This is a genomic window from Croceicoccus sediminis (genome assembly GCF_007570835.1).
Taxonomy (GTDB): domain Bacteria; phylum Pseudomonadota; class Alphaproteobacteria; order Sphingomonadales; family Sphingomonadaceae; genus Croceicoccus; species Croceicoccus sediminis.
Map to the genome: position 1 here is coordinate 886592 of NZ_SUNC01000001.1, position 26441 is coordinate 913032.

31 protein-coding genes are annotated in these 26441 nt (G+C 63.9%); 23 read left to right on the forward strand and 8 right to left on the reverse strand.

The features are described 5' to 3' along the window. The first annotated feature begins 1 nt into the window (after position 1). Positions 2–1258, forward strand: coding sequence for a serine palmitoyltransferase (spt, locus tag FAX90_RS04160; RefSeq protein ID WP_144095790.1), 1257 nt, complete (start codon positions 2–4; stop codon positions 1256–1258). Positions 1259–1316: 58 nt separating this feature from the next. Further along, positions 1317–2930: a hypothetical protein gene (locus tag FAX90_RS04165; RefSeq protein WP_144095792.1), complete on the forward strand. Its 1614-nt coding sequence runs from the start codon at positions 1317–1319 to the stop codon at positions 2928–2930. Between the two features lie 9 nt (positions 2931–2939). Here the strand turns inward: FAX90_RS04165 and FAX90_RS04170 are convergent, their stop codons facing one another. After that, positions 2940–3209, reverse strand: coding sequence for an usg protein (locus tag FAX90_RS04170; RefSeq protein WP_144095794.1), 270 nt, complete (start codon positions 3207–3209; stop codon positions 2940–2942). A 103-nt stretch (positions 3210–3312) separates the two neighbouring features. Beyond that, positions 3313–3951: a YqaA family protein gene (locus FAX90_RS04175; protein ID WP_144095796.1), complete on the reverse strand. Its 639-nt coding sequence runs from the start codon at positions 3949–3951 to the stop codon at positions 3313–3315. A gap of 235 nt (positions 3952–4186) precedes the next feature. Between FAX90_RS04175 and FAX90_RS04180 the strand changes: the two genes are divergently transcribed. The 19 genes from FAX90_RS04180 to FAX90_RS04265 all read left to right on the forward strand — a co-directional run bounded on the left by FAX90_RS04180 (position 4187) and on the right by FAX90_RS04265 (position 19448). Then, positions 4187–4675, forward strand: coding sequence for a hypothetical protein (locus FAX90_RS04180; protein WP_144095798.1), 489 nt, complete (start codon positions 4187–4189; stop codon positions 4673–4675). A 56-nt stretch (positions 4676–4731) separates the two neighbouring features. Continuing rightward, a complete protein-coding gene (locus FAX90_RS04185; protein WP_144096834.1) occupies positions 4732–5997 on the forward strand; it encodes a DNA-packaging protein in 1266 nt (421 codons plus the stop codon). A 43-nt stretch (positions 5998–6040) separates the two neighbouring features. Further along, on the forward strand, positions 6041–7213 hold the full coding sequence (locus FAX90_RS04190) for a phage portal protein (RefSeq protein WP_144095800.1): 1173 nt from the start codon (positions 6041–6043) through the stop codon (positions 7211–7213). Next, positions 7210–7518 (forward strand): DUF6127 family protein, encoded by a 309-nt coding sequence (locus FAX90_RS04195; protein WP_144095801.1) that lies wholly within the window; start codon positions 7210–7212, stop codon positions 7516–7518. The genes FAX90_RS04190 and FAX90_RS04195 overlap by 4 nt, the downstream gene beginning before the upstream one ends. Then, positions 7515–7985, forward strand: coding sequence for an HK97 family phage prohead protease (locus tag FAX90_RS04200; protein WP_144095803.1), 471 nt, complete (start codon positions 7515–7517; stop codon positions 7983–7985). The genes FAX90_RS04195 and FAX90_RS04200 overlap by 4 nt, the downstream gene beginning before the upstream one ends. A gap of 119 nt (positions 7986–8104) precedes the next feature. Beyond that, complete coding sequence (locus FAX90_RS04205) at positions 8105–9256, forward strand: phage major capsid protein (protein ID WP_420810956.1); 1152 nt, start codon at positions 8105–8107, stop codon at positions 9254–9256. A 139-nt stretch (positions 9257–9395) separates the two neighbouring features. Beyond that, on the forward strand, positions 9396–9959 hold the full coding sequence (locus FAX90_RS04210) for a head-tail connector protein (protein WP_144095805.1): 564 nt from the start codon (positions 9396–9398) through the stop codon (positions 9957–9959). Then, a complete protein-coding gene (locus tag FAX90_RS16515) occupies positions 9956–10111 on the forward strand; it encodes a hypothetical protein (RefSeq protein WP_170234855.1) in 156 nt (51 codons plus the stop codon). The genes FAX90_RS04210 and FAX90_RS16515 overlap by 4 nt, the downstream gene beginning before the upstream one ends. A 6-nt stretch (positions 10112–10117) precedes the next feature. After that, entirely contained in the window at positions 10118–10507 is a 390-nt protein-coding gene (locus tag FAX90_RS04215; protein WP_144095807.1) for a DUF3168 domain-containing protein, read from the forward strand. A 31-nt stretch (positions 10508–10538) separates the two neighbouring features. Beyond that, the gene (locus FAX90_RS04220; RefSeq protein ID WP_144095808.1) at positions 10539–10952 is read left to right on the forward strand and encodes a phage major tail protein, TP901-1 family; all 414 of its coding nucleotides are present in this window, start codon (positions 10539–10541) and stop codon (positions 10950–10952) included. Next, positions 10949–11266, forward strand: a complete 318-nt coding sequence (locus FAX90_RS04225) for a gene transfer agent family protein (protein ID WP_144095810.1) — start codon at positions 10949–10951, stop codon at positions 11264–11266. The genes FAX90_RS04220 and FAX90_RS04225 overlap by 4 nt, the downstream gene beginning before the upstream one ends. Next, positions 11266–11472 (forward strand): phage tail assembly chaperone, encoded by a 207-nt coding sequence (locus tag FAX90_RS04230; protein WP_144095812.1) that lies wholly within the window; start codon positions 11266–11268, stop codon positions 11470–11472. The genes FAX90_RS04225 and FAX90_RS04230 overlap by 1 nt, the downstream gene beginning before the upstream one ends. After that, positions 11465–12022, forward strand: coding sequence for a tail tape measure protein (locus tag FAX90_RS04235; RefSeq protein ID WP_144095814.1), 558 nt, complete (start codon positions 11465–11467; stop codon positions 12020–12022). The genes FAX90_RS04230 and FAX90_RS04235 overlap by 8 nt, the downstream gene beginning before the upstream one ends. Before the next feature lie 24 nt (positions 12023–12046). Beyond that, positions 12047–14377 carry a DUF2460 domain-containing protein gene (locus FAX90_RS04240; RefSeq protein ID WP_144095816.1) on the forward strand — a complete coding sequence of 777 codons (2331 nt, stop codon included), beginning with the start codon at positions 12047–12049 and terminating at the stop codon, positions 14375–14377. Continuing rightward, positions 14374–15192, forward strand: coding sequence for a DUF2163 domain-containing protein (locus FAX90_RS04245; protein ID WP_144095818.1), 819 nt, complete (start codon positions 14374–14376; stop codon positions 15190–15192). The genes FAX90_RS04240 and FAX90_RS04245 overlap by 4 nt, the downstream gene beginning before the upstream one ends. Further along, positions 15189–15602 carry an NlpC/P60 family protein gene (locus FAX90_RS04250; protein WP_144095820.1) on the forward strand — a complete coding sequence of 138 codons (414 nt, stop codon included), beginning with the start codon at positions 15189–15191 and terminating at the stop codon, positions 15600–15602. Before FAX90_RS04245 ends, FAX90_RS04250 begins: the two co-directional genes overlap by 4 nt. Before the next feature lie 3 nt (positions 15603–15605). After that, the gene (locus FAX90_RS04255) at positions 15606–17789 is read left to right on the forward strand and encodes a phage tail protein (RefSeq protein ID WP_144095822.1); all 2184 of its coding nucleotides are present in this window, start codon (positions 15606–15608) and stop codon (positions 17787–17789) included. Positions 17790–17810: 21 nt separating this feature from the next. Continuing rightward, positions 17811–18263 (forward strand): DUF2793 domain-containing protein, encoded by a 453-nt coding sequence (locus FAX90_RS04260; RefSeq protein ID WP_144095824.1) that lies wholly within the window; start codon positions 17811–17813, stop codon positions 18261–18263. Between the two features lie 117 nt (positions 18264–18380). Then, positions 18381–19448: an OmpA family protein gene (locus FAX90_RS04265; protein ID WP_144095826.1), complete on the forward strand. Its 1068-nt coding sequence runs from the start codon at positions 18381–18383 to the stop codon at positions 19446–19448. A 90-nt stretch (positions 19449–19538) separates the two neighbouring features. Here FAX90_RS04265 and queC read toward each other — a convergent pair whose 3' ends face one another. The 5 genes from queC to FAX90_RS16875 all read right to left on the reverse strand — a co-directional run bounded on the left by queC (position 19539) and on the right by FAX90_RS16875 (position 24205). Next, entirely contained in the window at positions 19539–20225 is a 687-nt protein-coding gene (gene queC / locus FAX90_RS04270) for a 7-cyano-7-deazaguanine synthase QueC (RefSeq protein ID WP_144095828.1), read from the reverse strand. Between the two features lie 49 nt (positions 20226–20274). Beyond that, a complete protein-coding gene (hslO, locus tag FAX90_RS04275; RefSeq protein ID WP_144095830.1) occupies positions 20275–21180 on the reverse strand; it encodes an Hsp33 family molecular chaperone HslO in 906 nt (301 codons plus the stop codon). Continuing rightward, positions 21177–22106, reverse strand: coding sequence for an ornithine carbamoyltransferase (gene argF / locus FAX90_RS04280; protein WP_144095831.1), 930 nt, complete (start codon positions 22104–22106; stop codon positions 21177–21179). The genes hslO and argF overlap by 4 nt, the downstream gene beginning before the upstream one ends. Then, a complete protein-coding gene (locus tag FAX90_RS04285) occupies positions 22103–23281 on the reverse strand; it encodes an aspartate aminotransferase family protein (RefSeq protein WP_144095833.1) in 1179 nt (392 codons plus the stop codon). The genes argF and FAX90_RS04285 overlap by 4 nt, the downstream gene beginning before the upstream one ends. Positions 23282–23410: 129 nt before the next feature. Further along, the gene (locus FAX90_RS16875; protein WP_144095835.1) at positions 23411–24205 is read right to left on the reverse strand and encodes a cold-shock protein; all 795 of its coding nucleotides are present in this window, start codon (positions 24203–24205) and stop codon (positions 23411–23413) included. Between the two features lie 253 nt (positions 24206–24458). Here FAX90_RS16875 and FAX90_RS16880 point away from each other — a divergent pair, with 253 nt between their 5' ends. Then, positions 24459–24584 carry a hypothetical protein gene (locus FAX90_RS16880; protein ID WP_276612165.1) on the forward strand — a complete coding sequence of 42 codons (126 nt, stop codon included), beginning with the start codon at positions 24459–24461 and terminating at the stop codon, positions 24582–24584. Continuing rightward, positions 24581–25015, forward strand: coding sequence for a protein tyrosine phosphatase family protein (locus tag FAX90_RS04295; RefSeq protein WP_144095837.1), 435 nt, complete (start codon positions 24581–24583; stop codon positions 25013–25015). The genes FAX90_RS16880 and FAX90_RS04295 overlap by 4 nt, the downstream gene beginning before the upstream one ends. 75 nt (positions 25016–25090) lie before the next feature. On the opposite strand, the gene FAX90_RS04300 is transcribed toward FAX90_RS04295, so the two are convergent. Continuing rightward, a complete protein-coding gene (locus FAX90_RS04300; RefSeq protein ID WP_144095839.1) occupies positions 25091–26428 on the reverse strand; it encodes an ammonium transporter in 1338 nt (445 codons plus the stop codon). Positions 26429–26441: the final 13 nt, after the last annotated feature.

A 26441-nucleotide genomic window follows, 5' to 3' on the forward strand; every position in this document is an offset into this window, starting at 1 on the left:
CATGAGCGAGAGCATCTCCACGCCCGACAAGCCCGAGCCCCTGCCCGAGGTTGAGGACGCCAAGGACCTGTTCAGCAAGTTCGACCCGCTGATCAAGCAGCGGCAGGACCTGCTCGACAGCGGCCTCGAAGATCCCTTCGGCCTGGTGATGGAACGCGTGCTTTCGCCCGTGACCGCCGTTTGCAACGGGCGCGAGACGATCCTGCTGGGCACTTACAACTACATGGGCATGACCTTCGATCCCGAAGTGATCGAGGCGGGCAAGAGCGCGCTTGAAAACTTCGGTTCGGGCACGACCGGCAGCCGCGTGCTGAACGGCACTTATGTCGGCCACAAGGAAGTCGAGAACGCGCTTTGCGAATTCTATGGCATGGAACACGCCATGGTCTTCTCGACCGGGTACCAGGCCAATCTCGGCATTATTTCCACCATCGCCGGCAAGGGCGATTACATCGTGCTCGACATCGACAGCCACGCGTCCATCTGGGACGGGTGCGCGATGGGCAATGCCGAAGTCGTGCCGTTCAAGCACAACGACCTTGAAGCGATGGAAAAGCGCCTGAAGCGCATTCCCGAGGGTGCGGGCAAGCTGGTCGTCCTAGAAGGCGTCTACTCGATGCTGGGCGACATCGCCCCGCTCAAGGAGATGGTCGCCGTCGCCAAGAAACATGGCGCGATGGTCCTGGTCGACGAAGCGCACTCGATGGGCTTCATCGGCCCCAACGGTCGCGGCGTGGCCGAGGACCAGGGCGTTCTGGACGATGTCGATTTCGTGATCGGCACGTTCTCGAAGTCGGTCGGCACGGTCGGCGGCTTCTGCGTGTCGAACCATCCGAAGTTCGAAATCATGCGCCTCGTCTGCCGTCCCTATGTCTTCACCGCCTCGCTTCCGCCCAGCGTCGTGGCCACTGCCGCAACCTCGATCCGCAAGCTGATGGATGCAGGCGACAAGCGTGCGCATCTGTGGGAAAATTCCAAGCGCCTGCACAAGGGCCTGCGCGATCTCGGCTTTGAGCTGGGAACCGACGAACCGCAGAGCGCGATCATCGCGGTCATCATGCCCGACCTCGAACGCGGCGCGGGCATGTGGGAAGCGCTGCTCAAGGAAGGCCTCTACGTGAATCTGGCCCGCCCGCCGGCAACGCCCGCGGGCATGACGCTGCTGCGCTGCTCGCTCTGCGCGGAGCACAGCGAAGAACAGGTCGGCCAGATCCTCACCATGTTCGAAGCGGCCGGCAAGGCAGTCGGCATCATCTGACCATTGCGATAGGCGCATACGCGTGAGACAGTCCCCTCTGGAACAAGGGGGACTGTCCATGCGCGCGCTCATCGCTTTCACTTCGCTCCTGCTCGCAGGCGCGGCTTGCCCTGCCTTTGCGCAGGATGCGGAACCGTCCGGCCTCCCCGATGGCTCTCATTCCGAAACTGCGGTCAGCGCCTCGGAAGAGAATGCCCCGTCCGATAACGCCGAAATGGCGCATGGCGAAAAGCCGGTGACACTGATCGCGAATGTCGGCAACGGCGGCTTTCCAATCAGCACCGACAACGCTCAGGCGCAGGCCTTCTTCGACAATGGCATCGAACTGATGATGGCCTTCGCCCACGACGAAGCGACCGCTGCGATGGCAGAGGCGGTTCGTCTCGCCCCCGAATGCGCGATGTGCCGATGGGGTCACGCGCTCTCGATGGGGCCGTCGCTGAACTACGGCCGCGATGCCGAGGAGCGGAAAGAGGCCTATGCCGAAGTGATGGAGGCGCGGCGACTGGCCAAGGGCACCGTCACCGACCGCGAAAATGCGCTTATCGACGCACTGGCCCTGCGCTACCGCCCCAAGGGCGAGGTCGAGGCAAGGGACAAGGCCTATGCCGAGCGGATGGCGGAGCTTGCCGCGCGCTGGCCGGATGACGACCGGGTGCAAGTGCTGGCCGCCGATGCGTTGATGGTCGCGTCCGACTGGGACGCGCCGGACATGAGCAGGCCCATCGCGCTGCTGGAACCCGTGCTGGCGCGCAATCCCGACGATACCGGGGCGATCCACTTCTACATCCATGCCACCGAAATCGCAGGAGAGCCGGGCAAGGCCGAGGCCCATGCCGACAGGCTGGACGCGATGCGGGTTCAGGCCAGCCACCTCGTCCACATGCCATCGCATACCTGGTACTGGGTTGGGCGATACGCCGATGCCGCCGCCGCCAACAAACGCGCCGTGCAGATCGGCGAACATCAGGCGATGTTGCTGCCGCCCGATGCCGAAGGCGGGGTCTGGAAAATCCCCTATCACGCCCACAACGTCATTTTCGGCCTTGGCGGCGCGCTTATGTCGAACGACTCCCGCACCGCGCTGATGCTGGGCCGACCGCTCGTCGAATATTCGCAGGACCAGACCGATGGCAGTCCGATCCGCCAATTGCTCTCGGCGGCCGGCTATTTCGCGCTCGCCCGGTTCGAAGACCCGAAGGTCGTCCTGGCGCTACCCGAACCCAAGCTGCCCTACCTCGCCGCCGCGCGGCACTACGCTCGCGGAGAGGCGCTGGCCTTCCTCGGCGATGCCGACGGCGTGCGGGCCGAGATCGAGGCGATCCCCGCCAGTATCGAGCCGCAAGGCGAAGGCAGCTACAAGAACGCGCCCGAACAGATGTTGGCGATCACCCGCGCGGTGCTGACTGGGCGCGTCGCGATGATGGAAGACCGGCCGCGCGATGCCGCCGCGGCCTTCGCCGAAGCAGCGATGATCGAGGAAACGGAGGACTTTGGCCAGTTCTCCGACCCGCCCGCCTTCTGGTATCCGGTGCGGCGCGACTATGCCCTGGCCCTACAGGCCGCGGGCGACAGCGAAGGTGCCCTGCGCGAAGCCCGCAAGACGCTGGAAATCAGGCCGCTGGATCCGGTGGCGAGCAAGCTGAGCGCGGATATCGAAGCAGGCGGCTGACGCCCCGGATCAGTTGATCGTAATGACCCCGTCTACGGCCTGCCATTCGGCTGGCCCCATCAGGTGCTTGTGCGCGACGGCGACCGAATGCAGCACCGCCTCTATGTCGGTGCGCCAATAATCGAGAAACTTGCCAAGGCGGGGAAAATTCGGGGCGACGTCGTATTGCTGGAATACGAACTGCTGCAAGAGTGATCGGTGGTCGGGCATCCAGAAATGCACCTGCACCGTCGTCAGGCCGTAGCCCTGAACCTGAAGCTCGAAATCCCGGTCCGCCATCGCTCCTCCTGCGTGCCGCGTATCATGCGATCACTGGAAAACAACGATGACATGATCCGGTAAAGATCCGGTTGCGTCAATGACAAATTGTGCAGTGCAGCAATCAGGCTGGTCGTACCGAAGTGGCGAGATCGCATGCCGTCTTCGCCCCCTCGCTGCCTCCGCCAAGGAACGACAACGCGACGAAACCGGCAACGACTAGCACGATGAAAGCAGCCGTCACCCAGCCGAGGTACTTGTCGATAAACGTCTTGATCGGCGCGCCGAAGACACGGAACAGGATGCCGCAGCTCATGAAGATCAGGCCGCGTCCGGCGATGCTGGCCAGGATGAACGGCAAAAGCGCCATCTGGATGAAGCCGGCGGTGATCGTCAGCAGCTTGAACGGCACCGGGGTCGATCCGGCAAGCAGGATCACCTCGACATCATATTCGCGCAAGTAACAGGCCGCCTTGGGGAACGCCTCCTGCAGGCCGAGTGTGGCAATAAGCCATTGGCCAAGCGTGTCGTAGAGGAAATATCCGATCGCATAGCCGAACAGGCCGCCCAGCACCGATGCGATGGTGGTGATCAGCGCATAGCGCACCGCCTTCTTCGGATTGGCCAGGCACATGAGGCCGAGCAGCGGGTGCGGCGGAATCGGAAAGAAGCTCGATTCGACGAAAGCGAACCCGGCCAGCCAGCGTTCGGCATGGCGATGTTGCGCCTTTTCCATCGTCCATTCGTAAAGCTTGCGAAGCACGCGACCCGATCCTTCGATTGCTGCGATCGCCCGGCAGCGATCCGACCCGAAGGTGTTGTTTAGCCGAACCAATCGAAATGGACAGGGGCAAAGGTCGAAACCCAGAAATAACCCATTTGGTACTTTTATATTGACATTGTCACGCTCTTTGGTTAGACAAATTGAACATCGCGATAGAGCGAGTCGCCAGGAGCGTGGCGACGGGCTCTCGCGGTCAGCCAACAGGGAGGTCTACATGGCTCAGGGTTCCACCCCGGCGGGTCGCCGCGCGCCTGCAGACTGGAAGCAGGTCTTTCTCGACACGCTTTCGGGCACATCGAACATCAAGGCCGCCGCCCGCGCCGCAAAGATCGACACCGGCACGGTCTATCGCCAGCGCCGCACCGATCCTGCCTTTGCCAAGGCCTGGTTCCAGGCGCTGTGCGATGGATACGATATTCTTGAACTGGAGCTGCTGCGCCGCCTGCGCATGGGTGAATGCGAAAGCGCGGCAACCAAACGAAAGCGCAAGTTCGACAATGCCAATTCGCTACGCCTGCTGATCGCCCACAGGGAGACGGTCAGCAAGATGCGGGCCAACGAACAACAAATGGACGAGGAGGAGATCATCGCCTCGATCAATGCCAAGCTCGACCTCATGCGCGAAAGGATGCGGGAGGCCGCCGAAAGCGAGGCAGCCACTGCCCTGCCCGCCCTCAATGCCGATAGCGACGCGGATAAGTGAGCGGGCAATCCCGCCTCGCCTGGCTGCTTACGCTGGGCGAGGAAGAACGCACTCTCATGCTCGGCACGTTGAGCGAGGCCGAGCGTGAGGAATTGAAACATCACTGGGAACTTTGGGCACGGCCCGAACAGCTGCCGCCGCAGGCCGACTGGCGCATCTGGCTCATCTGCGCGGGACGCGGTTTTGGCAAGACGCGCGCCGGGGCCGAATGGATACGATCCGTCGCGCGGCGCGATCCCGATGCACGCATTGCCCTGGTCGGCGCATCGCTCAGCGAAACGAGGGCAGTCATGGTCGAAGGCGAAAGCGGCATTATCGCGTGCTGCACGCCGCGCTTTCGCCCTGTGTTCGAACCCTCGCTCAGGAAACTGACATTCCCCAATGGCGCGACGGCCACGATGTTTTCCGCCGCGGAGCCGGAGAGCCTGCGTGGGCCACAACATTCGCACGCATGGTGCGACGAGATTGCAAAATGGGAGACCGCCGGAAACCGGGCCGACAAGGCATGGGACAACCTGATGCTGGGCCTGAGGCTTGGTGAAAAACCGTCGGTGCTGGCGACGACCACGCCGCGCGCGGTGCCGCTGATGCAAAGGATCGCGAATGGTTCGGCCGGGGGCCGCACCGTCATGGTCACGGGCCGCAGCCGGGAAAACGCCGCGAACCTGCCCTCACGGTTTCTTCGCGACATCGAGGCCGCGCTCGGCGGATCAGCGCTCGGCAGGCAGGAGCTTGGCGGCGAACTGCTGACCGATCTCGAAGGCGCGCTTTGGACCCGAGCCCTGCTGGAAAAGTGCCGTGGCAAGCCAGCCGCCCTGTCGCGCATCGTGGTCGGCGTCGACCCGCCCGCCAGCAGCAACGGCGACGCCTGCGGCATCATCGTGGCGGGCCTTGGCCAGGACGGCCACGCGCGCGTCCTGGCCGATTGCTCGGTTACAAGGCCAAGCCCCGAGCGATGGGCCCGTGCCGTCGCGGGGGCCGCGGCGATCTGGAACGCGGACCGCGTGATTGCAGAGGCGAACCAGGGCGGTGCCATGGTCGAAAGCGTGCTGCGTGCAGCGGAAGTGAACCTGCCGATCCGGCTCGTCCACGCCAGCCGCGGCAAAGTCGCCCGCGCCGAACCCGTCGCCGCGCTCTACGAAGCGGGGCGCGTTTTCCATGTCGGGGTCTTTCCCGAACTGGAGGACGAGATGTGCGCACTGGACATCGGCGGCGAATACCATGGCCCCGGCCGTTCGCCCGACCGGGCCGACGCGCTCGTCTGGGCGCTGACCGAACTGATGCTGGGTGCCCGCGGGCGCCCCCGGGTCTGGGCGCAATAGCCCGACCTTTCACGGATTTTCGCGTGTAACAGGAGACACCGCAATGTCGTTTCTCGAAACGCTGGGTGCTGCCTTCAAAGGCAGCGCCCCGGCGGAGCGACCGCCACTGGCGCGCCCCTTCGCTTCCCCCTGGCTGTTCGCCGATGGCGGTAACGGCGCCCTGCCCTATGAATACCGCAGTGCGGTCGGGCGGGCCTATCTGGACAACCCCGTCGCCCAGCGCGCCATCCGCATGGTGTCAGAAGGCGTGGCAGGTGCGCCGCTGAAGCAGGCCGATCCCGAACTGATCAAGCTCGTCACCGCGACCAGCGCGGGGCAGTCCCTGCTGGAAACGATCGCGGCACAGGTCCTGCTTCACGGCAACGGCTACGTTCAGGTCATCAAGGACGCTTCAGGCCGCCCGGTCGAGCTTTTCGCGCTTCGCCCCGAACGCATCAGTGTCGAATCCGGCCCCGACGGATGGCCTGCCGCCTATCGGTATCGCGTGGGCGAAAACGCGATGACGATCCCGGTGGAGGACGATGCGCAATATCCCAATGTCGTCCACATCCGCTGTTTCCACCCCGGCGACGACCATTACGGCGCAGGCTGCCTGACCGCCGCGAACGAAGCGGTTGCGATCCACAACGCCGCCGCGCGCTGGAACCGCGTGCTGCTGGAAAACGCGGCCCGTCCTTCGGGCGCTCTCGTCTATGAAACCGGCGATGGCGCGACGCTGACGTCGGACCAGTTCGAAAGGCTTAAGGCGGAACTTGCGAACGCCTTCCAGGGCTCCGGCAATGCCGGCCGCCCGATGCTGCTCGAAGGCGGGCTCAAGTGGCAGTCGATGTCGATGTCGCCTGCCGACATGGATTTTGCCACGCTGAAAAGTGCAGCGGCGCGCGATATCGCACTGGCCTTCGGCGTTCCGCCGATGCTGCTCGGCCTGCCGGGCGACAATACCTATTCGAACTACCGCGAGGCGAACCGTGCGCTGTGGCGGCTGACGCTGCTTCCGCTGGCGAGCAAGATCCTCGACGCTCTGGCCGAAACGCTGGCGCCGTGGTTCCCCGATACCGGGCTCGCCATCGACCTCGACCGGGTTCCCGCCCTGTCAGAGGACCGCGAGAAGCTGTGGTCACAAGTCGCCGATGCGGACTTCCTCAGCGACGATGAGAAGCGAGCGATGCTTGGCCTTCCTCCACGCACGGATAAGCCTGAGGAGCCGAAGGAATGAACCGGCAGGACCTTCTGGCCCGCCTCATCGCGCAGGCGGAAGACGCGGGCGGCGACTTCGTAACGCTGCGCGCCATGGTCGAGGAAGCGAGCGAACTGGGCGCGTCCCGCGTGCTTGCCCGCATGGGCCTCGACGACGCAACCGCGCACGAGGACCTAGCCGAGCTGCGCGAACTGCTCGCCGCATGGCGCGATGCGAAACGCAGTGCATGGCGCGCGGCGGTCGAGTGGGTCGTGCGCGGCGTTCTTGCCCTCCTCCTCTTTGCGATTGCCGTCCGCCTGGGCCTTGGAGATCTCGTCCGATGAAACACGACACCCCACAATTATTGGAAACAAAGTTCACAACCGGCTTCGATGCCGTCCGCTTTGCCGGATACGCCGCCTTGTTCGACCGGATCGACGCAGGCCGCGACCTCATCCGTCCCGGCGCATTCACGGCCAGCTTGGAAGCGCGCAGGCTTTCGGGCGATCCGATCCCCCTGCTCTGGCAGCACCGCCCCGACCAGCAGATCGGCTGGGTCGAACGCATCGGCGAGGACGAACGCGGCCTGCGCGTCGTTGCCCGTATCGACAATCCCGACAGCGCGGCAGCCCGTCTGCTGAAAGACGGCAAGCTGTCCGGCCTGTCGTTCGGATACCGCGCCAAGGCATCGAAATCGGTCACTCACGCCGATGGCCGTCAGGGCCGCGAACTGGCGCAAGTCGACATCTTCGAAGTGAGCCTCGTCCACCGCCCGATGCAGCACAGCGCGCGCGTCCACTTCGTTAACTGATCCCCCCGAATTTCCGCCCGCCAGAACCGGCGCGCGGATCGAAGGCTGCCCCCTGGCAGCAACCCGAACGGTCGCCCGCAGATGGCGGCCTTTTTCATGTGCGAAAGGTGAATTGCCCCATGAATATGGAAACCAAGATGGAAGGCCTCGATGCCTCCTTCGATATTGTTGCGCGCCAGGACGCCGCCGACGAGGCCATCAAAGGCCTGCGCCGCGACGTCGATGAAGTCAAAGGCCGCCTCGAAAAGGTGAGCCGCGCCGCGGCCCGCCCGATGATCGAGGGCGGTCAGTCTGCCATGCCTGCGATGCAGAGCGCCGAAGTGAAGGGCTTCGTGAACAACTATCTGCGTCAGGGCCGCGAGGCCGAACTGAAATCGATCTCGGGCACTGTGCAGAGCGACGGCGGCTATGCCGTGCCGCGTGAACTGGATGCGATGATCGCCCGTTCGCTGAAGGAGATCAGCCCGATCCGCCAGATCGCGCAGGTCGTCCAGGTCGGAAGCGCCGGTTATCGCAAGCTGGTGACCGGTTCGGGCACGTCCTCGGGCTGGGTCAGCGAAGCGGCGGCACGTCCCGAAACCGCAACGCCGACCTTCCACGAAATCGCCCCGCCGACCGGCGAACTTTACGCCAATCCGGCGGCCAGCCAGTCCATGCTGGACGATGCCGGTTTCGACCTTGAAGCATGGCTTGCCGACGAGATCGCGACCGAGTTCGCCCGCGCCGAAGGGGCCGCCTTCGTGAACGGCACCGGCGTCGATCAGCCGCTCGGCTTCCTGATGTCGAACCAGTCGACCGCCGATGACGCGGCCCGCACTTTCGGTTCGCTGCAGTACGTCGGGTCGGGCAATGCCAGCGGTTTCGACACCGCGCCCGAGGCAAAACTGATCGATCTGGTCCACACGCTGAAGGCATCGCATCGCCAGGGCGCGAGCTGGGTCATGAACTCGGCCACCATGGCTTCGGTTCGCAAGCTCAAGACTTCGGACGGCGCATTCCTGTGGCAGCCGGGCCTGATCGAAGGGCAGCCCGATCGCCTGCTCGGCTATCCGATCATCGAGGCCGAGGACATGCCCGACATCGCGGCGGGCACCACGCCCATCGCATTCGGCAACTTCCGCGCCGGTTACCTGATCGCCGAACGGACGGCGACCTCGATCCTGCGCGATCCGTTTTCGAACAAGCCCTTCGTCCACTTCTACGCGACGAAGCGGATCGGCGGGCAGGTGCTCGACAGCGATGCGATCAAGCTCCTCAAGATCGAGGCCTGATCCCCTCCAGGCCCCGATGCAGGTCACGCGGTGTCCCCTTCCCGCGTGACCTGCGCCCCCTGGGCGCCCGCACCGGCCATAATCGCCGGTGCGGGCGCCTTTTTTCTGAACAGTTTTCGACAGGAAAGGCTGGACCGCTATGAAGCGCGCCATTCTTGCCCCAGTCCCCCTTCCCCCCTCGGCCCTGACCGAGCTGAAGGAGTGGCTGGGCATCAATTCCACGCGCGAAGACGCGCTGCTCGGCAATCTCCTGAACGCCTCGCTCGACATTTGCGAAGCCTATACCGGATCGCGCCCGATCGAGACGACCTGCGAGGAAGTCTGGCCAGTTCGCCCGCTGGTCTCGATCAGTGGCTGGCAGGCGCTTGCGACCAAGCCGGTGACCAGCATCGTCGGCATCGACAGGATCGCGCTGGACGGAACGCGGATCACGCTCGATCCCGCCACTTTCGAAATCGACATCGACGCAGACGGCACGGGCCGCTTCCGCGTGATCACCAGCGTGCCTGACAAGCGTCTGGCCGTGCGGTTCACTGCCGGTCTGGCCGTCGACTGGACGGGCCTGCCCGAAGCCTTGCGGCAAGGCACGATCCGCCTGGCAGCGCATCACCACCGCACACGCGACACCGGTAATGCCAGCGTCGCCCCGCCGCGCGCCGTGGCCGCGCTGTGGCAGCCGTGGCGCAAGGTCCGCCTCGGATGATCGAGGCATCGCTTCGTGGTGGCGGGTTCCGTGCACTGCTCAACACGCTGAACCGACGGGCCTTGCGCAAGACCGAACGCGACGCGCGCGACGCTCACTGGCGCCGGGCCGATCTGCTCTGGCCCGACTTCGCGCCACGCTGGAAGGACTGATCCATCATGGAAATCGCACTGCGCTCTGCGCTGATCGAACACCTCAAAGCCCAGCCCACGCTATCGCAGGAGCTGGCCGCGATCAGCGAGGAGGCACCGGTCCGGTCCAGCCTGCCCTGGCTCGCCATCGTCGCCAGCGCCAGCGCGGACTGGAGCCACAAGACCGGGACGGGCCGTGAGATCCGCGTCGCCATCGAATTGCAGACGCGCGGCGACGATGCTGCAACGGCGGGATCACTGGTCGAGGCGATCGAAGGCGCGATCGGCGCCTTCCCGGCAGATCAGCCCACGCTCGTCATTGTCAGCCGCCAGTTCCTGCGCGCCCGCACTGAGCAGCGCGGCGGAACGATCCGCGCCGTCCTGCTCGAATACCGCTTCCGCGTCCTCGCGAAGTGATCCCCTCATTGCCTAACCGGAGAACAGCCCCATGAGTGCCCAGAAAGGCAGCGCCTTCCTTCTCAAGATAAGCGACGGTGCATCGCCCGCGACTTACGAAACGGTCGCCGGTCTTCGCACCACCAACATGTCGATCACCGGCGATGCAGTGAACGTGACGACCAACGAATCCGGCGGCTGGCGCGAGCTGCTGTCGGGCGCCGGTGTGCGGCAGGTCTCTGTCAGCGCGGCGGGGATCTTCCTCGGCTCGTCGGCAGAGAACGCCATTCGCGGCCATGCCCTGGCAGGGACCATCGCCGACTATGAGCTGAGTTTCGAGGATGGCGAGCGCATGCAGGGACGCTTCCTGGTGCAGCGGCTCGACTACGCTGGCGATTTCAATGGTGAGCGCAACTACACGCTCACTCTCGAAAGCTCCGGCCCCGTGCTTCCGGTGGCGGCATGAGCGTTGACGAGCCGGTGAACACGGCGCGCGGCGAGGCCGCGATCGAGATCATGGGCCGCAAGCGTCGCCTGCGCCCAAGCTTTGCCGCCCTTGTCGCGGCAGAGGACGAACTCGGCCCTCTGTTCGCGCTGGTCGAACGGGCGAGCGAAGGCCGCCTGAAGTTAAGCGAGATGACCTCGCTGTTCTGGCACTGCCTTGCAGACCGCGCCGACCTGACCCGCGACGACGTGGGCGAGGCGATCGCGGCGCAGGGCCTTGCGGCAAGCGCGCCAGCGCTGCGCGCCGTGCTGAAGCAGGTGCTGCAGGGGGCCTGATGACAGCCCCCGCAGCCCGCTTCGCCGACGCGGCAGCGCGGCTTTGCGGCCAGTGCGCGCTGATGGTGGGGTGGCGACCGGACGAGTTCTGGCTCGCCACCCCGGCGGAAGTCGCCGCCATCTTCACGGCCATGCACGAACCGCAGGCAAACGGCAGCGTCACGAGAAACGACATCCAGCGCATGATGGAGCAGGACCATGGATAGCGAGATCGAAACCCTGATGATCGACGTCAGGGCCAGCACCGACGGCTTTGCAGCCGATATCGGGCGGATGCGTGAACAGTTCGACACCACGCTGGTCGACGGCTTTGCAAGAGCGGGCAACGTCCTCGAAACCAGCTTGCTCGGCGCAGTGCGCCGGGGCAGCCTGGGGTTCGACGACCTCAAACGCACGGCCCTGCGTGCGCTTGACGAGATCGCGGCGGCGGCGCTGCGAAGCGGCATTTCCTCTCTGGGTGGGTCGCTCTCGGGTGGTCTTGGCGGACTGGTCGGCGGTCTGCTCGGCCTGCCCGGCCGCGCCACGGGCGGCAATGTCTCGCCGGGATCGGCCTACGTGGTTGGCGAAAAAGGGCCCGAGCTTTTCGTACCGACCAGTTCGGGACGCATCGACAACGGTTTGGCCATGTCCGCCGGGCGCGATGTCCGCATTTCCATCAACGTGGCCGGTCAGCCCGGAAGCTCGTCGGCGCAAAGCCTCGAACGCTCCGGCCGCCAGGTCGCCAGCGCCGTTCGCCGCGCGCTCTCCTCATATTGAACCGCACCATCGGAGCAGACGATCATGCCCTACTGGTTGGCCAAGAATCGCAACGGACAGCACAGCGACTGGATCGCGCGCTTCGATCCGCGGTTCTGGACCGTGAACTTCCCGCGCCCGATGATGGCCGCCGTCACCACGACCGCTGCCGACGCCCTGCGTGTCGATTGCGTATTCTATCGCAGCAACGATCTGGCCGGGCTCATCTGGGACAGCGTCGACACCATCGATCACCCCCTGACCTCTTACATCACCAACCGGGACTATACCGGCCTGCAACTTTCGTTTCGGTGGCGTTCGGGAGGCATAGTACAACTGGACGCGCTGAACGGCCCGACGCTGACGGTAGAGGGCCGCGATGCGAACGGGGCGGCGCGAACCTGGTATGTCCGGCTGTGGAACTATGCCGAAGGGGCGCCTGATGACGCCCTGATCCGCATCGATTTTTCCATGCTCGACGGCGGCTTCCTGCTGCCCGCAGAGGCCGATCCCGTGCACTGCGCCGACATCGACCGGATGTTCATCTCCCTCGCCCCGCCGGGATACAGTGCGGCGGGCGGTGACCTTGCTGCGCCCGTCGAAGGTTGGGCTGAAATCAGCGATTTGCGTACCGACGGCAAGAGCGCCCTGCTGGAAACCGGCGACGTGATGACGCCCGAACACGGTGTCGGCATGTGCACCGCGTTCGACGATTGCGGCACGCAGACGCCTGAACGGCTTTTGCGCAACCTCCGCGCGCTCGGATACCGCGGTGAGATCGTCCACTATCTTGGCATGAGCCACTTTTTCAGGCTCAAGGCCGATGGCATTGGCGGCTTCGTCATCGACACCGAGGCTCCGCCATTCAACGCCGCCGCACAGGCCTGGCACGCGGACTTTTTCACTCGCGCAAAGGCCATGGGTTTTGCCCCGATTGCCTCGCTTTCATACGAACTACTAGCGATGCATTGCCCGCAAAGCTGGGTCCAGCGCGATCTGGACGGCAATCCCGCACTGACAGGATGGTCGCCACCTTCGAACATTGTTTCGCCTGCCAACGACGATGCGATGGCCTATCTCCAGCAGGTCGCGCGAGCAGCCTTAGCTCTCATGATGTCAAGCGGAGCCGAGCCGAAGTTCCAGATCGGTGAGCCTTGGTGGTGGACTTATGCCGATGGCCGCATCTGCCTTTACGACGATGACGCTCGCGAAGCGTTCGGCGGCTCCCCAGTTGCGATCCCATCGATGCGTGGCGATCTGGACGCAGCACAATTGCAGCTTCTGGATCAGGCCGGCGCACTTCTTGCCGCATCGACCGCCGCGCTGACCGACGCGGTCAAGGACGAAGCTGGAGGCAGCGCCGAGGTCAGGTTGCTCGCCTTCCTGCCGACCATTCTCGACCCGCTGACACCCGGTTCGGCGAGAGCGAACCTGCCGACCGGCTGGGCCTACCCGGCGTTCGATCGGCTTCAGCTTGAAGACTACGATTGGTTGACCGCAGGCCGGCGAGGCGATCGCCTCAAGGCCTATGCCTCGGTCGATGAGCGGCTGGGCTATCCAAAAGATCTGCAGGACTATCTCTCAGGCTTCGTGCTTTTGCGCGAAGACGCGTCTGCGTTCTGGCAGCTTATCGATACGGGCCTCGACGAAGCGGGCGAACGCGGCATCGCCCGACGGTTCGTCTGGGCCAGCCCCCAGGTCATGCGCGACGGATACGTCCGTCTCCCCACGCCCAGCAATGAGGACGCCATGCAGGCTTTCGACGACATTCCCTACCCGCTCGCACTCGGCAGAGGCGCTGCGGTCAGCCCCGAGTTCTCGACCACGATCGTGATCACCGCATCGGGCCACGAACATCGCAATTCGATCTGGTCGGATGCAAGGCTCCGCTACGATGTAGGGCCCGGCATCCGTTCCGAGGCCGAACTGGGCACGCTGCTATCCTTCTTCCGCGCTCGCCGGGGTGCTGCACGCGGCTTCCGCCTGCGCGATCCGAACGATTTCAGCTCCAACGGGATGGCCGGCACGCCATCTGCCTTCGACCAGCTTCTGGGCGTCGGTGACGGGATCGAAACGCTGTTCCCGATCATCAAGAGCTACGGCAACATCGATGCGCAGGAACGCCGGATAACGAGGCCTGTCGTCGGAACGATCCGTGTCAGTGTGGATGGGGTCGAAACATCGGCCTGGTCGATCGAGGAACGTGGCGTGATCCGCCTGCACGATGCAGCGCCCGAAGGCGCAGACGTCCGCGCAGGATATCTGTTCGACGTGCCCGTGCGGTTCGCCGAAGACCGGCTGGAAGTGTCCAATGCCGTTTTCGCCGCGGGCGAAGCGCCCAGCGTGCCGCTCGTCGAAGTCAGGGAGGCGGCATGAGCAGGGTGTGGTTCGAAGGAGAGCTCGAAACCGTAGCCACATGGTGGCGCATCTTTCGCAAAGACGGGGTCGCGATCGGCTTTACCAGCCACGACCGCGATCTGTTCTTCGATGATATCCACCACCTGACCGCGCCCGGCATGGTTCCGTCCGCCATCCGGTTCAGCGCGGATCTCGAGCCCGACAGTGCGGAGATGAGCGGCGGCCTCTCGCACGCAGCCGTCACGACTGAAGACCTTGCCCTTGGCCGGTTCGATGAAGCGCGCATCGAAATGGGCCTGGTGGATTGGCAGACGCTTGAACGCGAGACCATTTTCAGCGGGGAGATCGGCACTGTTGACGAAGACGGCGGCAGCTTCACCGCAGAACTTCTATCGGAAAAGGCCAGATTAGACCTCGATAGGATCCCGCGTACCAGTCCTACGTGCCGGGCGCGCTTTTGCGGACCTGGCTGCAATCTGCCCGCGTCTCGTTTCACGTTGGAAACCACCGTTGACGCGACAAGCCACGACGGCGCGCGCCTGTCGGTCTTGGCGGAAATCGACAATGCCGACTTCCTGGACGGCGAATTGCGCGTGATCAGCGGCAGCGCGACCGGCCTCGTCCACGAGATTACCGCGATCGCCAATGGGATGTTGGTCGTCTCTCCCGCTCTTGCCGGTACGGTTACCGCCGGGACACGCATCGAACTGCGAGAAGGCTGCGACCACCGCTGGGCAACTTGCCGCAACAGGTTCGGCAATGCCGTCAACTTTCGGGGCGAACCTTTCCTGCCGGGCAACGATCTTCTTGCCCGCTATCCGACCGCCCGATGACCGATCCCGCCGCAGCTACAGCGGCACTCGAACTGGTCGGCGCTCCGTTCCGGTTGCGTGGGCGAGATCCGGCGACCGGGCTGGATTGCCTCGGTGTCGTCGTTCACGTTCTGGGCCGTATTGGTGGAAACGCGTGCATCGCCAAGGCCTACGGTCTGCGAAACAGCGACATCAAAGGGTTGCTCGAAGATGCAGAGGCATCGGGCCTTGTCCCGACGCGAGGCCGCGCGGCACCGGGCACAGTAGTGCTCTTCGATCTCGGTGCCGGGCAGCATCATCTGGCCATCGCCGCCGGAAACGAATGCTTCGTCCACGCTCATGCCGGGCTTCGCAAGGTCGTCTACGGGAAGATCGATCCTTCCTGGAAAACCGTGGCGACCTGGCGCTTCCCCACAAGATTGAAGGATTGAACGATGGCAACTCTGGTCCTGACGACGGTCGGCACTGCGCTGGGTGGGCCGCTTGGAGGCGCACTGGGCACATTGGCCGGTCGCGCGATCGACGGTGCCGTATTCGGATCGCCCAGCCATGAAGGCCCGCGGCTGAAGGAACTGTCCGTCACAACATCGACTTACGGCAGCCCCATTTCGAGGCATTTCGGAACCGTTCGCGCGGCAGGCAGCATCATCTGGGCAACCGATCTTGTCGAACACAAGGACAAGAGCGGCGGCGGCAAGAACAAGCCCAAGGTCACCACCTATAGCTACACCATGTCTTTCGCCGTCGCGCTGGCAAGCCGCCCGATCAAGTCCGTGGGACGCATCTGGGCCGACGGCAATCTCCTGCGCGGATCAAGGGGCGACCTCAAGGTCGGAGGCACCTTGCGCATCTATTACGGCAGCGAGGATCAGGCCGTCGATCCCCTGATCGCATCGGACGTCGGCACGGGCGCACCGGCATTCCGCGGCATTTCGTACATCGTATTCGAAGATCTGGAGCTGGCGGATTTCGGCAATCGCATTCCTGCGCTGACTTTCGAAGTCATCGCGGGTGAAAGCTCTCCCCAAATCGTCACACTTTTGGGTCACGATCGGGAATTGCAGTCCGTAATGCAGCTGGAAGGCGTGACGGGCATCAGCCACGAAACCGGCAGCGACACCTCTCTGCTTGCCATGATCGACACCGGCTACCCGCTGGCCATCGACGCGTCGCGTGGTTCGCTGTCGATTTTCGGCGCGGACAGCGTGACGCCGTCGGACGCAATCGAACTACCTCCTGCGATTGCCGACAGCCGGGGCGAATTCGGGCAGGCCACCGGCTCGAAACGGTCACGCAAGGCTGGCAGCAAGCAAAAGGCGATGTGTCTTCGCTATTACGACAAGGATCGGGACTTTCAGCCCGGCCTGCAGCGAAGCCGCGGCGTGGTCGGCAACGGCGCTATCGAGACCGTTGAATTTCCGGCCGGCCTGACGGCGGATGCTGCCCACCGGATAGCGCAGGAAATGGCTGAACGTGCTCTCGGCGGCCGCGAAAGGATGGCCTACCGCGTAGCTGCTATCGATCCGGCGATCCGTCCAGGCGCATACGTCAGGCCGAAGGACTCAAATACCGTATGGCAGGTTGCAGGATGGGAATGGCGCTCGTCAGGCGTCGAACTCGAACTACGCTCGGTGCAGCAGTCCGCGGTCGATGGCATAAGTTCGGCAGGCGACGCGGGAACCGACCGCAAGCCTCGCGATCTCACGAATGGCCCCACGCTTCTCGAAGCTTTCGAACTTCCCTGGGACGGAACCGGCAGCAGCAACGAACGCAGGGTCTATGCTGCGCTGTCCTCGGTCCATGCTGGCTGGACGGGTGCGGCGTTGCATGTCGATGTCGGTGACGGGATTCTCTTGCCGGTCGGTTCGGCGCAAAGGGGACGGGCGATCATGGGATCGGTCCAGTCCCCGCTGCCCGCTGCCCCCGCCTATCTGATCGACCGGTCGAGCAGACCGCTGGTTCAACTTGCCGACGCGCAATTCGCGCTCACGCCGATCAGCGTCGACGAGATGGCGCAGGGAAGAAACCGGGCGAGACTGGGTAACGAAATCATCCAGTTCGCCTCGGCAGTGCCGCGCGGCGAAGGACTTTGGGAGCTTGCCACGCTGCTGAGAGGCCGCGGCGGTACGGAGCACGAGATCGCGAACCACGTCGACGACGAACCATTCGTTCTCCTAGATGACGACTTGACCGCTATCGACGCGGACGTCGCCGGATCGGTCACGGACTTCGATGTCGTTGCACTCGGTCATGCGGACCCTCAACCGGTGCGAAGCCCTCTGGCCTCAAGCGGCCTGAGCCTGCGTCCGCTCTCGCCCATCCGTCCGATACTCGTCACAAGCGGTGGGTCGATTTCGATCACCTGGACCCGCCGCGCGCGAGGGTTCTGGTCCTGGCCGGACGAGGTCGGCATTCCACTCGTTGAAAGCAGCGAAAGATACGAGGTGCGGTTCATCGATGCAGAAGGCGATGCGCTTGTCTGGGAAGTCACCGTCCCCGGCCTCGACCTCGACGGCCCGACGTCTGCTGCTCTTTCGGGACGGCCAGGACCGGCTCGGTTCGAAATCAGGCAGATCGGCGATCACGCCCGATCGCTGCCCGTCCAGATTACGTTCTAACCAACAAGAGTGGAGATACCCATGGCAGATCCTATCGGTTTCAGTGCAACCACCGCGCGGTTCAACCTCCCCTTTCTGCACGCGGCGCAAACGCAAAAAGAATTTTTCGTCAACGAAGCGCATGTCGTGCTCGATGCCCTTCTGCATCCCGTTGCTCAGGGCGTCGCAAGCCAGCCTCCCCAGGCCCCTGCTTCTGGCGAATGCTGGATCGTGGCGACAGGGGGGCAAAATGCCTTTGAAGGTTATGACGAGAAGATCGCCTGCTATCACGAGGGGCAGTGGTTGTTCAGCGCGCCGGTTCCGGGCATGCGAGTTTTCAACCTCGCCACGGCGACATTTCTGCATTTTACGAACGGCTGGGACGCCATAGGTGCTATCGACGCCCCCGCCGGCGGATCGAATGTCGATGGTGAAGCACGGGACGCGATCGCGAACATTATCGACGCACTGAAACGTTCAGGAATAACGGCTTAGGCGGCATCGCTTCCCCTTTCGCGATGCAACATCGCCGCTTGCACGCCCCGATTGCTGCCGATAGAGCTTCGGGACGCAGCCTCGGGCGACGTCGCCCAGGAACAAGGGGAAACGCGAATGCGTAAACTGATTACCGGCCTGGCAATGGCCTCGACGGCGCTCGCAACGCCAGCGCTGGCGCGCGATGATGCATGGTACATCGAACTCGACGGCGGCATGACGCTGACCGAAGATACGGACGTCGACATCGGCGCGGTGGACAACGCCGCGACGATCGACTGGGACTACGGCTACGATTTCGGCGGCCTTGTCGGCTACGATTTCGGCGCGTTCCGGCTCGAAGCGGAAGCGGCCTACAAGGGCACCGACGATGACGGCGCCAATATCGCAGGTACGCTGATTGCCGACGAAGACCTGCACATCACGTACGATTCCCTGAGCTTCATGGTGAACGGCCTTCTGGATTTCGGTCCCGATGAAGGTCTTCAGGGCTTCGTCGGCGGCGGTGTCGGCGTTGCCCGCACCAATGTCGATGGCACCGGAATCGTCGACGATTCGGATACCGGCTTTGCCTGGCAGGCCATCGCCGGCGTTCGCGCGCCGCTAACCGACAACTGGGATGTTGGCCTGAAGTATCGCTACTTCCGTCACGACGACATCGGGCTGGTCGATCTGAGCGGCGCCGATTTCCAGCATGACATCCGCTCGCACTCGCTGCTGGGCACGCTGACCTATAATTTCGGAATGGCTCCGCCGCCTCCCCCGCCGCCTCCGCCCCCGCCGCCGCCCCCGCCGCCCCCGCCCCCGCCGCCACCGCCGCCGCCGGCAGCAGTCTGCAACACGGGCCCCTACATCGTGTTCTTCGATTGGGATTCGGCTGAGATCACCCCTGAGGCTGCAGGCATCCTCGACAGCGCCGTTGCGGCTTATGCCGATTGCGACAGCGTTCCGATCATGCTCGCAGGCTACACCGACCGTTCGGGTTCGGTGCAGTACAACATGGGTCTGTCCGAGCGTCGTAACGACTCGGTCCAGTCCTACCTCACGGCACGCAGCATCCCGGCATCGGCCATCACGAGCGAAGCTTTCGGTGAAAGCAACCCGCGCGTGCCGACCGCCGACGGGGTTCGCGAACTCCAGAACCGCCGCGTGGAAATCACGTACGGTCCGGGTTCGGGCATGTAATCTTTCCGATCACTCGGAAACGAAACACAAGAAAGGGGTCGGCTCACGCCGGCCCCTTTTTTCGTTGGCCGAGCGGAAGTTCCACAACTCTCAGGCGTAGGAAATCGGATCCTTGCGGCCAGCCTTTTCGAAGCCTTCGAGCCTCAACCGGCAGCTGTCACATTTGCCGCATGCAGTGCCATCGGGCATCGGGTCGTAGCAGGACCAGCTTGCAGCGGGATCGAGTCCCAGCCGGTACGCTTCCGAAACGATCTCCGCCTTGCCAAGATACTGCAAGGGAGCGTGGATCGTGAACTGCCCTCCTTCGGCACCCGCCTTGGTTGCCAGACGGGCAAGATCGGCAAAGCCCTGGATGAATTCCGGGCGACAATCGGGATATCCCGAATAGTCGAGCGCATTGACGCCGATGAAAATGTCCCGTGCGCCAATCGCCTCGGCCCAGGCCAGTGTCAGTGACAGGAAGACGAGGTTCCTCGCCGGAACGTAGGTCACGGGAATATCATCGCCAACGCCGTCCTTGGGCACATCGATATCGGCCGTCAGCGCAGACCCGCCAAAGGCACGCAGGTCGAGCGGCAGTATGACATGCCTGTCCGCGCCAAGGTCGGTGGCGATGTGCGTCGCGCTCTCAAGCTCGCGCCGATGCCTTTGGTTATAATCGATGGTCAGGGCATTCAGGCGAAAGCCTTGCTCCCGCGCGATACCGGCGGTCACCATCGAATCCAGCCCACCCGACAAAAGCACGACGGCAGGCGCATCATTTCGCTGATCAGTCATGTCGTGCAGCTAGGACGCGGCCACGCCCGGTGCAAGGGCGCAAACGGCCTCACAAGTCGAGGGTGAAGACCTTCGAGCAGAACGCGCAGTCGACGTGGATCAATCCGTCGGCCTCCCGCATCTCGGCAAGGTCATCCGCGGAAAACCGCGAAAGCACGTCGCTGTAGTGCTCGACCGTACAGCGACAGCCGCGCGTGATATGGTCCAGCGGTTCGACGCGCACGGTGTCTTCCTCGTGGAACAGACGCCAGACGATGGCTTCCATCGACAAGGCCGGATCGACCAGTTCCGCATGCCGGACGCTTCCCCCGATCACTGCGACATGCTCCCAATCGGGATCGTCGTAGCGGACATGCAGCCTTTCGCGGCCTTCCTCGCCATCGGGCAGGTGCTGGATCAGCACGCCGCCGGCAATCGTGTGCTCGCCTTCGGAACTGATCGCCACGCGCAGGACCGATGGCACCTGCTCCGACTGCCTGAAATACAGCTCGCAAGCCTCGCTCAGCGTTGCACCGTCAAGCGGTACGACACCCTGATACCGGCCGCCAGTTGCAAGATCGAAAGTGATCGCGAGAAACGATTGCTCGCCGAAAAGCGCCTTTAGGCCCGGATTTGCGCCCAGGTCTTCAAGCGCTTGCTTATCGTGCTGCAAATATCCGCGAAGCTCTCCCCCGCGATAATCGCACACCAGGAGGGACACTGCGCCCTGCGGTGCCTGTGCCTGCATCGTCAGCTGCCCGCCGTCCTTCACCAGCGAACCGATGAGCGCGCAAAGCACCAGCGCTTCCGACAGGAGGTTTCGCGCCGCCGCCGGATAATCGTGTGCCGACAGAATCAGGTCGAGCGAGGGGCCCAACCGGATAGCACGCCCACGCGCATCCCTCGAAGGAAGGGTGAAGGCCAGGACGCGGTCAAATCCGGTTTCGCCCTGCATCGATGATGCCGGATCGCTCATAATTGGCCGAAGGCCCATCGCAGGACGGATTTCTGGGCGTGGATGCGGTTCTCCGCCTCGTCCCAGACCACCGAGTGCTTGCCCTCAAACACGTCCTTGCTGACCTCGTCCCCGACATGCGCGGGCAGGCAGTGAAGGAAGACCGCGTCGTCCTTGGCGTGGGCCATCAGATCCGCATTGACCTGGTAGGGACGCATGGCGGCCAGCTTTTCGGCGGCTTCGGCCTGCCCCATCGAAACCCAGGTATCGGTGACGAGGACATCGGCCCCTGCCGCCGCCTCGGCCGCGTCGCGGCACAGCGTGACCTTCGACCCCTGCTGGCGCGCCATTTCCACGAACTCGCTCTCGGGCTCATAGCCTTCGGGCACGCCATAGCGGACGTTGAACTTCATCAGCGCGGCCGCTTCGAGGATCGAGTGCAGAACGTTGTTTCCGTCCCCGAACCAGGCGACCTCAAGACCCGGCAACGCCTTGCCATGTTCGACCAGCGTGAGCAGATCGGCCACGATCTGGCATGGGTGCGAACGATCGGTCAGGCCATTGATCACAGGGACCGTCGCATGGCGGGCCAGTTCCTCGATCTTGGCGTGATCGTCCGTGCGGATCATGATGGCGTCGACCATGCGCGAAAGCACGCGCGCGGTATCGGCCACGGTTTCCCCGCGGCCTAGTTGCATGCTGCCGGCTTCCATGATGATCGAACTGCCGCCCAACTGGCGGATAGCCATGTCAAACGAAACCCGCGTGCGGGTCGAGTTCTTCTCGAAGATCATCGCCAGCACGCGGCCCTTCAGCGGCGCATCCGCATCGATCGCGCCCTTGGGCAGGTCGACCCGCGCAGCCTTGCGATCGATGGCGTCGTTGATCATCGCCGCGACCGCATCTCCCCCCGCATCGGAAAGGTCGAGAAAGTGCCGCACGCTCATGGCTTGTAGTCAGCGGCCCCGGCGGACAGCTTCTCCATGAATTCGTCGATGTGCGCGTCTTCGATGACGAGCGGCGGAAGGACGCGGACTACGTTGTCGCCCGCAGCCACGGTCAGCAGACCGTGATGATCGCGCAAATGCGCCACGAAAGGCCGGCTTTCGACCTTCATCTTGACCCCCAGCATCAGGCCCATGCCCCGCACGCTTTCGAAAAGTTCGGGATAATTCCCGATGAACTGTTCGAGCCTGCCACGCAGTTTTTCGCCCATCGAGCGGACATGTGCGAGGAATTCGTCGTTCGCCACGGCGTCGAGCACGGCCTCGCCGGCCGCCATGGCAAGCGGGTTGCCGCCATAAGTGCTGCCGTGCGTACCGAAGACCATGCCGCGTGCGGCTTTTTCGGTGGCGAGGCAGGCACCCATCGGGAAGCCGCCGCCGATGCCCTTGGCGGTTGCGAGGATGTCCGGCTCCACGCCAAGCTGTTCATAGGCGTAAAGAGTGCCCGTACGCGCAACGCCGCACTGGACCTCGTCGAAGATCAGCATCAGGTCATTGGCGTCGCACAGTTCGCGAAGGCCCTTGATGAAGGCGTCGTCCGCAACGCGAATGCCGCCCTCGCCCTGAACGGGTTCGACCATGATCGCTGCCGTGTGCGGACCTACCGCGGCCTTGGCACCTTCCAGATCGTTGAACTCGACGTACTTGAAACCGGGAAGCAACGGCATGAAGCCCTTGTGCATCTTTTCCTGGTTCGAGGCGCTGATCGTCGCCATCGTCCGCCCGTGGAAGGCGTTCTTGAAGGTGATGATCTCGTAGCGTTCGTCATTGCCTTCGTGCTGGTGATAGGCACGCGCGGTCTTCATCGCGGTTTCGACCGCCTCCGCGCCCGAATTGGTGAAGAACACGGTATCGGCAAAGGTCAGGTCGACGAGCCGCTTCGCCAGCGATTCACCCTGCGGACTGCCGTAGAGGTTCGACACGTGCATCAGCGTTTCGGCCTGCTTCTGGATCGCGCCGATCAGGCCGGGATGCGAATGGCCAAGCAGGTTCACCGCGATACCGCTCGCAAAGTCGAGGAATCGCCGACCATCCTCGGAAACGAGGTGGCAGTTCTCGCCTCGCACCGGCCGTACGTCACAGCGCGGGTACACGGGCATCAGGGGCGTAATCGACATTTCAGCGGATCCTCTTGACGATTTGCAAAAGAGAAATGGCGGCCCCCGATGGGAACCGCCATTTTTCTGCATCTAGGAAATCCGGACTGCTCGGTCAATCAACCGTCGCGCCGGATTTCGCCGTTGGCTTCAGCCCTGCACGGGCACCAGGTTCACGGCCGAGTACTTGCCCCGGCGGTCCACCTCGAGATCGAACTCGACCCGGTCGCCTTCGTTCAGCTGCGAAAGCCCCGAACGTTCGACCGCACTGATGTGGACGAAAGCATCCTGCTCGCCGTCATCGCGGGTGATGAAGCCGAAGCCCTTCACCGAATTGAAGAACTTGACCGTGCCGACAGCCTTGTCGCCAGTCAGCTCGCGCTGCGGCGCTGCGGGCTTTGCCTCGACCGGGATGACATCGCCCACGACCTGCAGGTCGCTGGCCGAAATTTTGCCACCGCGATCGACGAGGTTGAATTCCAGTTCCTGCCCTTCGGCCAGACCTTCAAGGCCCGCACGTTCGACCGCGCTGATGTGGACGAACACGTCCTCACCGCCGTCATCGCGCTGGATGAAGCCGAAGCCCTTGCCCGAATTGAAGAACTTTACAGTACCCTTGCCGGTGCCGACGACCTGCGGGGGCATACGGCCACCGCCGCCACCAGCGCCGCCGCCGCGGAAACCACCGCCGCCGCCGCCGCCCGGACCGCCGCGGAAACCGCCACGGTCACCGCCGCCGAAGCCGCCACGGTCACCGCCACCAGCGTAACCACCGCGGTCGTTGCCAAATCCGCCGCGATCGCGGTTGTAACCACCGCCACCGCCACGATTGTCGAAGCCCTGATCGCCTCCGAACCCGCCCTGCGAGAACGGATCGAAATTGTCTTCGCCGAAACCATCGCGTTTGTCGCGGCCACGACCGCGCCGACCTCTGTCATAACCCATAAATCTAAGCGTACCTTAACTCTCGCCCTTCCCTCGATCGCCATGGCCTGCGGACGGACAGTAACCGACGACGTCGGACCGAAACCTCGTGCAACGGCCCCTGACGGACCGGCGTTATAAGGCATTTGGGAACCATTGGCGAACAATTTACGCCCTCGTCGCCATTTTCCGGATACGATGGTACGAAAAACACACGTCTGGGTTCATCGAGATTGCTTGCTAAGATGCCTGACGGGCGGCAGAAACCCGCCGCATGGGTATCCTCGCACCTATTCACAGGCCCGGCGCCACGGGCTTTTCCGTCGGCGTGGAGCTTCCCCACATGATCCAGCGCAATCGCCGTACCAAGGCCAATCCCCTGAAGGACGTTACCGCATGAGCCAGTTCCGCCAGATCGACGACACGATCTATGCCAGCCCCCAGATCACCACCAACGACGTTGCCGAAGCAAAGGCGCTGGGCGTCTCGCTCATCGTCAACAATCGGCCCGAAGACGAATCGCCCGACCAGACGCCGGGCGCCGAGATCGAGGCAGCAGCCAGGGCCGCCGGGATCGATTACGTCGCGATCCCGATTACCCACGCCGGTTTCGGACAAGGACAGGTCGACGCCATGCGCGATGCACTGGACAAGGCGGACGGCCCGGTTCTCGCCTATTGCCGGTCGGGCACGCGTTCGACCCTTCTGTGGGCGCTGGCCGAGGCGAAGGCAGGCAAGAATCCGGCGGTGATCTCGTCGAAGGCATCCGGCGCGGGATACGACGTTTCGCCCATTCGCCAGCTGATCGACATGCTCAGCGCCGGAAGCTGACAACGCTTTCCCCAAACGAGAAAGGGCCGGAGGCGAACCTCCGGCCCTTTTTCTTTGAACCGATCCGGCGGGGGATCAGTCGTTGTAGGCGCGTTCGCCGTGCTCTCCGATGTCGAGACCCGAGAGCTCGATCTCTTCCGACACGCGCAGGCCGACAAGGGCCTTCACGATGAAAGCGGCGATCAGGGTGCCGACGGTGGCCCAAACGATCGTCACCACGACGCTGAAGACCTGAACGCCCAGCTGATCGAACACGCTGACCGAACCGTCGCCAGGGCCGCCAAGGAACGGCTGGTAGACGACCGCCGTACCGATCGCGCCGACGATGCCGCCCACGCCGTGGATGCCGAAGGCGTCGAGCGAATCGTCATAACCGAACTTCACCTTCACCTTGGCGACGAAGAAGTAGCAGACCGCCGATGCGACGATGCCCAGCAGGATCGCGCCGAAGGGGCCGGAATTACCGGCCGCCGGCGTAACCGCGACAAGACCGGCGATCACGCCCGAACAGAAGCCCAGCGCCGACCCCTTGTGACCGGCAAGACGTTCGATCACCATCCAGGCGAGCGCACCCGCCGCCGTTGCGACGAAAGTGTTGATCATGGCAAGACCGGCAGAGCCATCAGCCTCGAGCGCAGACCCGGCGTTGAAGCCGAACCAGCCCACCCAGAGCAGGCCCGTTCCGACCATCGTCAGCGTCATCGAATGGGGCGGCATCGGCTCACTGGGAAAACCGCGGCGCTTGCCGAGGAGATAGGCCAGGATCAGGCCCGAAACGCCCGCATTGATGTGCACCACGGTCCCGCCCGCAAAGTCGAGAGCGCCGTCTTCGAACAGCAGGCCGCCGCCCGCCCAGACCATGTGCGCGATCGGGAAATAGACGATCGTCAGCCAGATCGGCACGAACAGCATGACCGCGTTGAACTTCAGGCGTTCCGCCGTCGCGCCCAGGATCAGCGACGCGGTGATGGCCGCAAAGGTCATCTGGAAGCTGATGAAGACGTACTTGCTGATCACCTCGTCCGTAAAGGTGGGTGCGACACTGCTCGCATCGGTGCCGGACAGGAAATAGCTGCCGCCCGAAATGAACAGGCCCAGGGTGCCTTCATAGCTCGTGTCGCCGAAGGCCAGCGAATAGCCCCACATGACCCAGACGAGCATGGCAAGAGATGCCGTGGCGCCGATCTGCGTCATAGTCGAAAGCATGTTCTTCGAACGGGTCAGGCCGCCGTAGAACAAGGCAAGGCCGGGCAGGATCATGAGCAGGACCAGCAGGGTCGAGGTCATCATCCAGGCGTTGTTGCCGGGGTTGGGTACAGGGTCGGCCGCGGCCACATCCTGTGCGAAGGCGGTTGTGGTGAGCAGCAGCGATCCCGCAGCCGCCCCCGCACCGCAAAGCATCTTGCGGATCATAAGTGTCCCTCCG